The organism is Limimaricola soesokkakensis, from assembly GCF_900172345.1.
GTDB classification, from domain to species: Bacteria; Pseudomonadota; Alphaproteobacteria; order Rhodobacterales; family Rhodobacteraceae; genus Limimaricola; species Limimaricola soesokkakensis.
The window spans coordinates 1-12,874 of the sequence record NZ_FWFY01000012.1 but is presented as its reverse complement, the minus strand read 5'-3'; the positions used below and the strand labels follow the sequence as shown (position 1 = coordinate 12,874).

Annotated in this window: 6 protein-coding genes; 3 read left to right on the top strand and 3 right to left on the bottom strand. The window is 67.5% G+C overall.

Going from position 1 to position 12,874, the window contains the following annotated elements; genetic code table 11:
• Window positions 1-32 precede the first annotated feature (32 nt).
• A complete protein-coding gene (locus LOS8367_RS15840; protein ID WP_085897518.1) occupies window positions 33-2,894 on the top strand; it encodes an Ig domain-containing protein in 2,862 nt (953 codons plus the stop codon).
• Window positions 2,895-2,896: 2 nt separating this feature from the next.
• Here the strand turns inward: LOS8367_RS15840 and LOS8367_RS15835 are convergent, their stop codons facing one another.
• Complete coding sequence (locus LOS8367_RS15835; protein WP_085897517.1) at window positions 2,897-3,991, bottom strand: glycosyltransferase family 4 protein; 1,095 nt, start codon at window positions 3,989-3,991, stop codon at window positions 2,897-2,899.
• Between the two features lie 452 nt (window positions 3,992-4,443).
• Here LOS8367_RS15835 and LOS8367_RS15830 point away from each other — a divergent pair, with 452 nt between their 5' ends.
• Window positions 4,444-6,438, top strand: coding sequence for an acyltransferase family protein (locus LOS8367_RS15830; protein ID WP_133056348.1), 1,995 nt, complete (start codon window positions 4,444-4,446; stop codon window positions 6,436-6,438).
• A gap of 939 nt (window positions 6,439-7,377) precedes the next feature.
• Window positions 7,378-9,600 carry a right-handed parallel beta-helix repeat-containing protein gene (locus LOS8367_RS15825; RefSeq protein ID WP_085897515.1) on the top strand — a complete coding sequence of 741 codons (2,223 nt, stop codon included), beginning with the start codon at window positions 7,378-7,380 and terminating at the stop codon, window positions 9,598-9,600.
• A 183-nt stretch (window positions 9,601-9,783) separates the two neighbouring features.
• Here the strand turns inward: LOS8367_RS15825 and LOS8367_RS15820 are convergent, their stop codons facing one another.
• Both LOS8367_RS15820 and LOS8367_RS19110 read right to left on the bottom strand, forming a co-directional pair.
• Entirely contained in the window at window positions 9,784-11,094 is a 1,311-nt protein-coding gene (locus LOS8367_RS15820; protein ID WP_085897514.1) for a UDP-glucose dehydrogenase family protein, read from the bottom strand.
• Window positions 11,095-11,375: 281 nt separating this feature from the next.
• Window positions 11,376-12,874 (bottom strand): hypothetical protein (locus tag LOS8367_RS19110; RefSeq protein ID WP_207569280.1); only part of this gene is annotated, 1,499 nt, incomplete at its 5' end.

Sequence of the window (12,874 nt, the reverse complement as noted above, 5' to 3'; positions counted from 1 at the left end):
TTCTTCCCCGACATCGATTGGGGAGAGCGGCGATGGAACAGAAGGTCGTGGTGCGGGCGGGCGGCGGAGCGGGCTATCTGGGGCTGCGGCTCTTCGCGGGCGAAGCGATCACCTTCGAGGTGCCGGACCGACCCGCGGACGCGCGCGTCACCGTGACGATGGGCTTCGACACCGCCGCGCCGCCGCTCGTGCAGCGCAGCGGCGACGAGAGGGTCGCGCTCTCGCCCGAGGATCTCGCGCCGCTCGGTGAGGGGCGGGCGGGGGTCTACAATGTCTGGATCGAACAGGGCCCGGGGCGCCGGCTGCTGCAACACGGCTCGATCGTGGCGCAGCCGAGCCTTGCGCCCGCCGCCTCGACCGCGCCGGTCGCGGGTGGGGCCGTGACGCTGGAGCTGCGCGTGGGCGAGGCGGTCTCGGTCGATCTCTCGACCGGTTTCACCGGGACCGATCTCATGTTCTCGCTGGCGCCCGGTTCGGAGCCTCTGCCCGCCGGGCTCGCGCTCTCGAGCGCGGGTGTCCTGACGGGACGAACCGAGATGGCGGGACAGCACGACCTGCTGCTGCGCGCAAGCAATGCCGCCGGTTGGGCCGACACGGGGCTTGCCATCGCGCTCGTCGCGGCCCCGGGCGGTGCGGGCGGTTCGCCGGGTGCCACGACTTTCGCTGCTCACCGGGCGGGGCCGCGTCTCATCGTCGACGGCGACAGCACCATGGCCAATCCCGGCTTCCGCGACGCGATGCTCTGGGCCTTGGGCGACGTGACATGGCTGCCCGACACCTACCAGCAGGCCACCGGTGGCCACACGATCCAGACCATGCTCGACGGCGCGCAGGCGGTTGTCGACCTGATCGAGCGCGACGAGACCATCGTGGTGATCGGCCCGGTCGGCGCGAACTGGGACCCGACCGATCCGGCGGCCCCATATGCCCAGTCGAAATCCAAGATGGCCGAGCTGATCGGGATCTACCGCGACGCGGGCGCGGTGGTGGTCTGCGTGCCGGCGCTGCCATCGGGCTACGGCGACCCGGCCAATCCCTATACCGCCAAGCAGGACAAGTACGACGCGATCAATGCCACGCTGGCGGAGGTCGCGGCGGAAGACGTGGACGTGCATGTGGTCGATGTCTCCGGCTTCGACCCGGTGTCGATGAAGAACGACGAGACCCATCCCAATATCGAGCATGGCGCCGCCTATCTCGCGGGCAGGGTGCGCGAGGTGGTGCTGCCGCTCATCACCGGCTCGCGGCTGGTCGAGGCTCCGAACCTGCTTGGCGCCGCGGGAGAGTTTCCGGGCGATGCGCCGAGTGCGGTCGCGGGCGTGTCGGGCATCCAGCCGGATGGCTGGGTCGTCACCCGGATCGGCACCGCGTCATGGAGCGTTGCCCGCAACGGCGCGGGCGATCTCGTCATCTCCTGTCAGGACGCGCCTGACCGCGCGCAGCTCACCCTGCGCTACAACGCCGATGTCGGCGGCGTGGTGGGCGACATCTTTGACGCGATCTTCGATGTGGAGGTCGATCCGGCCTCGACCGGCTTCGGCGGGCTGATGTCGGGCGTGGCGGGATCGACCCTGCTCGGCATGAACTCGATCACGCCGTTCCTGACGGTGCCGCCCTGGCCGCTCATTGCCCGGTCGCGCGGCTATGCGCAGGAGGGCGCGCATGGCGTCAGGCAGGTCTCGCTCGGCCTGTCCTGCGTCGCGGGGGGCAGCGTGACCTATACCGTAAAGCGGGCGGCGATGCTGCTTGCGCGCAACGCCGCCAACGCGCTCGAGATCGCGGGCGATCCGGTGGTGACGGTCGAGGTCGGTCAGCCCTATGGCTTCACGCCCTTGGTGTCAGGGGGCAGTGTGCCTTACGGCTTCGATCTCGCCTCGGGCAGCCTGCCGCCGGGGCTATCGCTCGACCTCGGCACGGGGGCGATCTCCGGCAGCGCCACTTCCGCCGGCCACCACGGCGGCATCGCGATCCGGGTGACCGATGCTCTGGGCGCGACCGCGACGCTCGCGCCCTTCGCGATCGAGGTGACGGCGGCGGGCGTTCCGGCGAACACCACGCCCCCGACGCTGAGCAACACCAGCCCGGCCGAGGGCGAGACGATCGGCGTCGATGTCGGGGCCTGGAGCAACGCGCCGGACGGCTTCCGCTACCAATGGCGGCATTCCGGCAACGTCCAGACGGGGGAGACCGGGCCAAGCCATACCATCGCCGCCGGGGTGGCCCCGCAGGTGGTCACCTGTCAGGTCTGGGCCGCCAATGCGGCGGGCGAAAGCGCCGTGGCCGAGACCGCCCCGAGCGATCCGGTGGTGGCGGGCGGGGTGGCCAGCGTCACGGGCTGGGACGACAGCGGTCCGGACTGGACGCATTTCGGCGGTGTCGAGCAATTGCTCTATGCCGATCAGGGGCGCGGCGTCTCGGCGGCGCCGGGGATGGACGGGATGCGCAACGCGGTCGGGGCCGATGCGCTCTCAGGCCGGGTGTATTTCGAGGTCGAGCTGGTCTCGGGCGTCAATCTCGTCGGCATCGCCGATGCGGAGACCGGCATCGCAAGCGGCAGCCTGACCGCGGATCGCCACGGCAAGGCCGGGGGGCTGGTGTTCCACAGCGACGGCAATGCCGCCATCGGCAACGCGCTGGCCGATAGCCAGAGGGCCTGCCTCGCCGTCGACACCGAGGCCGGGCTGTTCTGGGTCCGGCAGGAGGCCGGGGCGTGGAACGAGGATGCGGCGGCGGACCCGACGGCGGGGACGGGCGGCTTCAGCCTCGCGGCGCTGACCCCGCCGATCCGTGCCCATGTGCAGCTCAAGAGGCAGAGCGGCGCCGAGGCGCGGCTGCATGGCAGCCGAGACCGCTGGCACCACGCCGCGCCGGCGGGGTTCGGGCCAATCGCCTGAGATCAGCCCGCGGGCAGATCCTCGAGGTGACCGGCCAGCGTCGCGGCCGCCGCCTTCCAGGTGAAGCGCTGCACCCGGGCGCGGCCCGCCTGCGCGAGGCGGGACCGTAGCTCCGGGGCGGCGCAGACCCGTTCCATCGCCGCGCGCCAGCCATCGGCGTCATTCGGGTCAAGCGACAGCGCCGCGTCGCCGCAGACCTCGGGCACCGCGCCGCCGGTCGAGGCGATCACCGGGCAGCCGCAGAACATCGCCTCCGCCGGGGGCAGGCCGAAGCCCTCGGTGATCGAGGGGAAGGCCAGCGCCGTGGCGTTGTCGTAAAGCGCGCGCAGTTCGGCATCGCTGACCCGGCCCAGCATCCGCACATCCTCGGAGGGGGTGATGCCGCCATCGGCGAAGACCCCGGCATCGCCGCCGCCCGCGATCACCAGCGGGATCGAGCGGTCGCTACGGGCCCGTGCCGCGCGGACCAGCATCGCGAGGTTCTTGTGCGGCGCGAGGCTGCCCAAGGCCAGCAGGAAGCGCCCCGGCTCCAGCCCGTGCCGCTTCAACGTTTCGGTATCCGGCGCGAGGCGCAGCACGTGATCGGCGCCGTTCGGCACCACCCGCGCCTTGCCCTTCGGCACCACGCCGAAGCGTTCGAGATCGGCGCGCGCATGCTCGGAGACGGTGAGCACCATCGCCGCGCGCCGCCCCAGCATCGGCTGCATCGTACCGTACCAGCGCACGAAGGCCCGGGAGTAGGATTCGGGCTGCCGGAACGCCTGCGCGTCATGCATCATCACCACCTGTCGCGACCGCAGCACCGGGCCGGTGTTGCACAGGCTCAGGAGCCAGTCCCGGGGCCGCGCGCGGGCGAGGGCGAGCTGCTCCCAGCCATGCCCGCCGAGCTTCGAGGCGCTCGGCGTCGCCGCGTCGAGGATCGCCTTCGGCCGCTCCTCGGGCCGGACCGTGTCGCCGCGCGGCCGGATCGCGGAAAACCCGCCAAAGCGCGAGGGCAGCCCATGTTCGAGCAGCGCCGCCACCAACTCGCTCGCAACGCGATCGACACCCGTGGGCGGCCGCATCAGAAAGCGGCCGTTCAGAACCAGATCAACCATTCAAAATCACCTTGTCGCAGGACGCGCCACGCATCCTGCCTGCGTCCCGTCCCTATGTCCTTTGGCACCGATGTCACAAGACCGACCCGCTATTCGGTGCCTGCTGGGGTGTCGGATATGTTCAGATGCAGCGCGAAAAGCCCGAGATCTTCGCCGGTTACGGGCAGTCGATGGTCGCGTCGGACCAATCCCGTCGGGCTAAGCCAAGTCGTGGTGGCGGGTTCGGTCATTCCCTTCGACGACCCGTCTCCCGGGCGGGCCGAGGCCACGGTGGCATGGTTTCCACGAGAAACTGCCAATGCTACTCATGGTTGAAAATACTATATTGTTAATTTCCTTTTGGTAGTGAACATCCTGATCATTCCACAGCGAGATGCGTCAGCGATTCCGACGAGGTCGCATACGGGTGGGGTCGGGATAGGGGACACCGCCGCGTCCTCGGAGCCATCATCTTGACCAGTCAGGTATCGTATCGTCCCGAGATCGACGGGATGCGCGCCATCGCGGTTTCGGCCGTTCTCGTCTATCACCTCGGCATCGCCCAGGGCGACGGCATCGTCTTTCCCGGCGGGTTTCTCGGGGTCGACCTGTTCTTCGTGCTGTCGGGGTTCCTGATCACCGGCATCCTGCTGCAGGAGCTTGCGGAGGGGGGCCGCATCCATCTCGCGCGGTTCTATGCGCGGCGGGCGCGGCGGATCCTGCCGCCGATGCTGCTGGTCATGATGGCGAGCCTGCCCGCGGCCTGGGCGATCCTGCTGCCGAGCGAGATGCAGCGTTTCGCATGGTCCCTGCTGGCGACGCTCGGATTCGTCAGCAACTTTTTCTGGTTCGAGACGCTGGGCGCCTATGGCGCCGCCGCCGCCGATCAGCAGCCCTTCCTGCATGGCTGGAGCCTCGCCATCGAGGAGCAGTTCTACCTGCTCTTCCCGCTGGTGCTGACGCTGCTGGCCCGGCTTGGCGGGGGCCGGGCGGTGGGGGTCGGCATCGCGGTGCTTCTCGTCTCGGGTCTGGCGGTGGCGCAACTCTCGACATGGGCAATGCCGTCCTTTTCGTTCTTCTCGCCCGCTAGCCGGGCCTGGGAGCTTCTGGCGGGATCAGGCCTCGCCTGGCTGTCGCGGTACCGTGCCGGCCTGTTGCGGCGCGGCCCGCTGGCCCGGCTGGCGCCTTTGGCCGCGCTTCTGGTGCTACTGGCCTGTTTCGCGGGGTTCGAGCTCGAAGGTTCGGGCCATCCCGGCCTGCCGACCCTGCCGGTGATCCTCGCCTCCTGCACGCTGATCTGGTTCGCGCGGCCCGGCGAGCCGGTGACGGCGCTACTCTCGACGCCGCCTCTGGTCTATCTCGGCAAGCTCTCCTACGCGATCTACCTGTGGCATTTCCCGATCTTCGCCTTCGGCCGGCTCGCGAATATCGACGGGGCCACGGCGGTCGACATGGCCGCTTGGCTGGGGCTGACGCTGGCGCTGTCGGTGCTGAGCTATCACCTCGTCGAACGGCCCTTTCGCTTCTCTCTCCCGACCCGGGCCTTCGCGGCCGCGATCACCGGTGCGACGGCGATGGTGCTGCAGTTCGGCGCCGTGTCACTTGGCTCGGATGACGGTCTCGGCCGGCAGAGCGCGAGGCTCGCCTGGCTTTATGGCGACGCCTCCTTCGACAACGAGGTACTGCAAGCGCAAAGCTGGTCGATCCTCGACGCGCTCGACCCCGATGAGAAGATCGACCGCTGGAACGCCGCCACGCCGTCGCGCCACGAGCGCGAGGCGCTGTGGTTCCGCCAGTCCGAAAGCCGCAAGGTGCTGATCATCGGCAATTCGCACAGCAAGGACATGTTCAACGCGCTGTGGCTCAACGCGGAGCGGTTCGACGGGATCGAGTTCGCGCGCTTCGCGATCGGCGCCAAGGTGCCGGAGGCGCATATCGAGATGCTGCTGCGCGCGCCGAATTTCGCGGCGGCGCATGTGATCGCCCTCGCGCCGCGCTACACGCCTGAATTCCGCACGGCGCTGCCGCGACTGGCGGCGCTGTTCCAGCGCCACGGCAAGGAGGTCGTGGTCATTGGCGACACCGCCGAGTTCGATTCGCCCAGCGTGTTGCCGCTGTTCGACTGGCATCTCAGGAGCGTGGGCACCCGGGCGCAACTCGCCGGGCTGAACGGCATCGCCCATGACCGCGAATCCGCCGAGGGGCGCACGGCCGAGCGGGCGCTCGACCGGATGGCCGAGGAGCTTGGTCTGGGTTTTCTGTCGCGGCGGCAACTGATCTGCGACGACGCGGCCGAAAGCTGTGCTCTGGTCTCGCCCGAGGGTCGCAAGACGATGTATGACCGCGACCACTGGACCCTCGAGGGCGCCGCGCTCTTCGGCCGCCGCGCGGCCGAGGCAGGGTGGTTTCAGGAGGACCGAAAGGGTCACGGCCGATCTCAGGACAGGTTTTCGAACCTTTCGAGGTAGATGAAGCGGGCCAGGAGGTCCTCGATGATCGGCCGTGCGTCGGCCGATGAGGCTTGAGGCAGAGGAAGTGTGGTGGCCCTATCGGCGGAAAACTCGATCGTGCAGAGTGCCTTTGAAACTGCCGTTTAATACATAAGACATATTACGTGCATATTTTGCCTGCCCGGTCGGGAGCTACTTCTGTCCGCGGCAATTGCTTGAAAACAATGCCCTATCGATCCGGCATTTCCAACACGGGGCGCTTGGGCGCAACCGGGCCTGCAAAAACTCTGCAAAGTCGAAATAGATGCCGGGCCCGGAACGGGGGCGATAAGGCGCATGTGATCTCCGCGTGAATTAACCCGCGAATCCTGATTCGAATTGAACGGCTTTCTGAAAGAGCGTCGGTTTTCGCGATGATCAGGATCGGCACAGAGGCCGAAGGCATTCGCCGGCCTAATGAGCATGCCGCAGGCTTTGCGCTGATGACAGGAAAAACGTGATTGCGGCGCGGATTGGGGGTCGGGCGGTGGGACCGGCGTGAAATTGCCGGGTTTTCGCCGGGGAATCGGTCGATCCTTGCGCTGTGATCGATCGCGAAGGAGCCGGTTCGGCTGGAAACGAAGGTTTCGCGGGCTGCGAGGCGGGAGCGGGGCGGGTGCGACGATTTGTCGTGTGGCGGCCTCCAGCCCGTTAACGGGTCGGGAAAGTTTCGCGGTCTAGCCTGCCCCTCGTTCCCGCCATTCGCGGCGGATTTCGCGAGTTTCGGTAAGGCTCCGCCGATCAATGGCGGATTTCCACTTAGCGACGTGGCGTCACGCCCTGAGGGACTGCGCAAGCAGATCGGGCTGGATATGCATCACGTCGGAATGGGGCCGGGGATCGGTCCGCAAATGCCAAATCGGATCCGGCGATCGGGGAATGGTCGGGCGATCCAGGGAATAGGGAAGAACGTAGCACATGTTGGCTTTCGAAGGAGCTCAGGGCTTTGGAGCCCAGACTAAGGGCGGCCGTGGCGGCGAAGTGGTGAAGGTGACCAATCTCGACGATTCCGGTGTCGGGTCGCTCCGCTGGGCGCTCGAGGATCTCGACCAGAAGCGCATCGTCGTGTTCGAGGTCGGCGGCCAGATCGACCTGAAGGACCAGATCCAGATCAACGGCGACGTCACCGTGGCCGGCCAGACCGCGCCGGGCGGCATCACCGTGACCGGCGGCCGGTTGCGCGTCGTCGAGAGCGAGGTGATCATCCGCGGCCTGAACGTGCGGCCGGGCGATGCCGCCGACGGCAGCAAGCCCGACGACCGCGACGGCATCGCGGTGGGCAAGCGCGGCTCGACCGTCGAGAACGTGGTGATCGACAGCAACTCGATCTCCTGGTCGGTGGACGAGCTGGCCTCGACCTGGGGCGCGCCGAAGAACGTGACCTTCTCCAACAACATCATGGCCGAGGCGCTGCAGAGCTCGATCCACCCCAAGGGCGATCACAGCATGGGGCTGCTGATCGGCGACGGCAGCTCGAATGTCAGCGTCGTCGGCAACCTGCTGGCCAGCAACGAGCACCGCAACGCGACGATCAAGGACGACGCCAAGCAGATCGAGTTCGTCAACAACGTCGTGCACAATTACGGGCCGAACGGGCTGCGGCTGAACGAGGGGTCGACCGCCAACGTGGTCTCGAACATCTACCAGGCCGGCCCCGACAGCGCCGGCCGCGAGGCGATCCGTCTGGAATCGCCGCAGGCCTCCACCGCCTACTACCTGTCGGGCAACGAGGCCGAGGTCGCCGGCTCGGCGACCTCGAAGGTCAAGAACGACTACGTGTTCACGCCGCGCACCACCGAGGTGATGGGCACCGACGAGCTGCTCGAGCACGTGCTCTCGACCGCCGGCGCGCGGGCCCAGGGGCTGAACGCGATCGACGCGCGGATCATCGACTACGTCCGCAACGGCAAGGGCAAGATCATCGACAGCCCCGACGAGGTCGGCGGCTATCTCGACGGCGGCCTGCGCCGCGGCCCGCGCGACAGCGACGATGACGGCATCCCCGACAGCTACGAGAGCCTGATCGGCTCGGACCCGAACCGCGCCGACGCGCAAGCCGACGCCGACAAGGACGGCTACGCCAACATCGAGGATTACATCAACGGCCTGATCGACGGCTTCGACACGAAGCCGGGCACCGGTGGCGACAAGGCCGGCGACACGGGCGGCGCCCCGGCGGCGCGGGCCCCGGCCCAGAGCGCGCCGGCCGCCGAGGCGGCGCCGGCGACGGGGTCGACCGCCAAGGTGGCGCCGGGCCGCGTGGTCGAGGCCGAGACGCTGCAGCTCAGCGGCGGTCTCAGCGCCGACACGCTGAACGCGGCCTCCGGCAACGGCGTGGTCCGGGCCCGTTCGGACGCGATGCAGCGCGCCGAGATGGACTTCGACGGCGCCAGCGGCCGCTACGACCTGACCGTCAACTATTTCGACGAGAATGACGGCGTCAGCCGGCTCGCGGTGCAGGTCAACGGCCGCACCGTCGCCGAATGGGACTGGGACCAGGATCTCGGCTCGTTCAAGGCCAACAACGACACCCGGACCTCCAAGGTGATCGAGGGGCTCGAGCTCGCCAAGGGCGACACGGTGACGCTGCTGGGCACCCGCGACGGCAAGGAGCCGCTGCGCATCGACACGCTCGAATTCGCGCAGAGCACCGGCGGCAGCGACGCCGCCGCCAAGGCGCCCGCGGCCCCCGCGGCGCCCGAGAAGGCCGCGCCCGCCGCGCCGGCGACGGCGCTGCATCTCGAGGCCGAGGATTTCGACCTCTCGGGCTTCGTGGCCGAGAGCCTGAAGAACGCCTCCGGCGGCACCGCGATCCGCCGCGACGGCCGGGGCGAGCATTCCGCCGAGACCGACTTCGAGGGCGAGGCCGGGCTCTACGACATCGTCGTGAACTACTTCGACGAGAATGACGGCGCGAGCCGGCTGGCGGTGGAGCTCAACGGCGAGGCGCTCGACGCCTGGATCTGGGACGCCGATCTGGGCGACCGGCTGGCCAACAACAACACGCTGACCCGGCACGTGATCGAGGATGTCCGGCTGCAGAAGGGCGACCGGCTGAGCCTGTCGGGCGAGGATGACGGCGGCGAGCCGCTGCGCATCGACTCCTTCGACTTCCTGCCCAACGACCTGCTGGCCGCCTGATCGGCCGGGCCCGCCTCGCGGGCCCCGGCCCGCACGACCCCCCGGGCGGCACGACCGCCCGGGGGCCATCCCCGCCGCGCCGGCCGTCCCCCGGCGCGCGCAACCCCGGCCGCCCCCGCGGCCGGGGTCTTTCGTATCCGTCCCGGAGCCGCGCAAGGGCCATGCGGGGGGCGGTGCGACGTCTCAGCCGCGGCGTCCCACCCCCTCATAGGCCACGAAGCCCGCCGCGCGGACGTCGCCCGGGCTGTAGACGTTGCGCAGATCCGCCATCCGCGGACAGGCCATCCGCCCCGCCAGCTCCCGCAGATCCAACGCCCGGAACTCGTTCCACTCCGTCAACACGACAACCAGATCAGCGCCGTCCGCGGCGGCGTAGGGATCGGTCATCCACTCCACGCCGGGCAGCATGCTTTCCCCTTCCCGGCGCCCTTGCGGATCCACGATCCGCACCATCGCGCCACCGCCGATCATCGCCGGTACGATGGTGAGCGAGGGCGCGTCGCGCATGTCGTCGGTGTTGGGCTTGAACGTGACACCTAACACCGCGATGGTCTTGCGGTTGAACGATCCGTCGCAAAGGTCGAGCAGCTTGTCGACCATACGCCGCTTGACCTCCTCGTTGACCTTGATGACCGTTTCCACCAGCTGGATCGGGCTCGCATGGTCCTGTCCGATTCTGGCGAGGGCCTGCGTATCCTTGGGAAAGCAGGAGCCGCCATATCCGGGTCCGGCATGCAGGAAGGTCTTGCCGATACGGCCATCGAGACCCATGCCCTTGGAAACCTGCTTCACATCCGCCCCGACCTTTTCACACAGGGCGGCGATTTCGTTGATGAACGTGATTTTCGCCGCGAGAAATGCGTTCGCCGCGTATTTTATCATCTCCGCGGATTCCAGATCCGTCATCACGATCGGAAAATCCCGCAGGTAGAGAGGCCGATAGATTTCCTGCATCACCCGTGCGGCGCGTTCGGTTTCGACACCGACGATGACGCGATCGGGCTTCATGAAATCGTCGATCGCGGCGCCTTCGCGCAGAAATTCCGGATTCGACGCCACGTCGAAATCCAGATCGGGATTGGCCGCGGCGACGACCTCCCGCACCCGCCGGTTGGTCCCCACCGGAACGGTTGATTTTGTCACGATGACGATCGGGCCCCGGGCCGCGCGGGCGATTTCCTCCGCCGCGGCCATGACGAAGCTGAGATCGGCATGGCCGTCGCCACGCCGCGTCGGTGTCCCGACCGCGATGAAGACGGCGTCCGCCCCGTCGAGGGCTTGGGCGAGATCTTCGGTGAAACTCAACCGTCCGGCGCGGACGTTGCGCTCCAGCAACCGATCGAGCCCGGGCTCGAAGATCGGCACCTCGCCCCGCCTGAGCATCTCGATCTTCGAAGGGATCTTGTCGACGCAAACCATCTCATGGCCGAAATCAGAGAAACAGACACCGGTGACGAGGCCGACGTAACCGGTACCAATAATCGCAATCTTCATGCTCAGTGCCCTTATTCAAGCTCCGCTCTGTCATTAGAGGCCGGGGAAATCAGCATATCAAGCGCCATGAAGGCTCGGACAGCCAGTCTTTTACCGGAAATCAGGACTCTGGCATTGGAAACATATTCTTCGGTCCAAAAGAGCGGAAAACAGGACGGCCGCCACCAATTCGGCGACGGCAATTCCGTCTCAATTCCGTGGACAGTCGCTGATCTACGGACAAGGCGTTTCCGGGGGCTTCGCCCCCGGCCGATACCTCGGCCGGGGATGCATGCGCGGGCTCACATCGTGAGCGTGCTTCCGTCGTCGAGCACGAGGACCAGCTCGGGCGCGTCGCCATTGTTGAAGCTGCTCGCCACCCGGCTGCCGCTGCCCGCGACGATGAAGGCCAGGGCCGCGTTCGAGGCCCCGTCGGCGCCGATCACCGTTTCGATCAACTCGCTGATGTCGGGCGTCCGGTAGGTTCCCCCGGCGGTCCACTGCTCGACATTCGACCAGGCGAATTCGTCGACGATGACGCGCGATTGCGGTGGCGCGCTGGAGGAGAAGGTGGCGGCGCTTTCGCTGCCCTGTATGCCGATGGTGAAATTTGCGGCGCCCGAGGATGTCCCGAATGCGGTGAACTGCAGGTAGGCATCGGTGATGATCGCCGTCTGCGGGATGTCGATCCCGTCGAAGCGCATGCCCACGGCCTGCGGCTGGCTGCCGTTCAGGCCGAATTCGAGATCCTTGCTGCCGCCGCCGCCGAACTGCTCCCAGTCGTCGGAGGAGGCGGCGATCGCCGTGACGATTGTCCCGAAAACGTCACCGCCAGTGCTGCCGCCGCCATCGCTACCACCGTTACCGCCGCCATTGCCGGGGTTCCCTGCGACGAAGGCCGAGTTCACCGCACTGCTCGCCGGATCGCTGCCTTTGTAGAGCTCGAAGTAGTCGACGTGGTAGCCTTGGCTGCGCCCCTCGACCTGCACCGTGTAGAGCCCGGCCTCGGTGATCGTCACCGAGGCGTTGTAGTTCGGCTGCCCATCGATCCTGAAGGCTTGGGACCAGTTGCCGTTGTTGGAGCCGCCATAGATCTTGACGAAACCATCAAGATGCGGCTCCGGGCGGGCGTTTGCGGGCATGTAGGAGAGAATGTCGCCATTCCCCGCCTGACCGGCCGGCTTGAAGTTGAGCCACAGATCGTTCTGCTGATCCCCCGCCGCGAGGCCGTCGCGCGAGACCGCGAAATTGATCTTATAGGTGCCGAGGTCGGTTTCGGGCACGTAGATCGTGTATTCGAGACGGTCAGCGCCATTGACGTTGTTGTCGATCGCGGTCGAGGTGTTCGAGCCGAACAGGTAGTAGCCATTGCCTTGGAAATTGGCCTGCCGCCCGGCCGCGTCCGGCGCGGTGTGATATGCCCATTTCCCACCCGGCGTGATGCCGCCAGTGCCGTTCTCGTCCTCGATCTGGATCTTGAAGTAACCGTTGGCACCGGAGTTCACGATTTGGAAGTAGCCTTCCTGACCGGAGCTGGGATCACCGCTCACCGGCCCCCCCTGGTTGGTGAGGTAGATCGGCTTGGTAATCGGGCTGATCGGCGCGTTGCCGTTGGCCGGATCGACCACCGCGGCGACGAAGCCGATCGGGGACACGTCGTCGCCCGGGAAGGTACCGTCGGCCTTGTTGTTGGCCGGGCTGTCGTCGTAGTCGAACCGGTGCGACAGATCCGCGATGCCGCTGCTGTTCAGCTTCACCACGACGTGCTGGTTGTCGAAGGTGTTGTTGGCCTTGAAGGCGT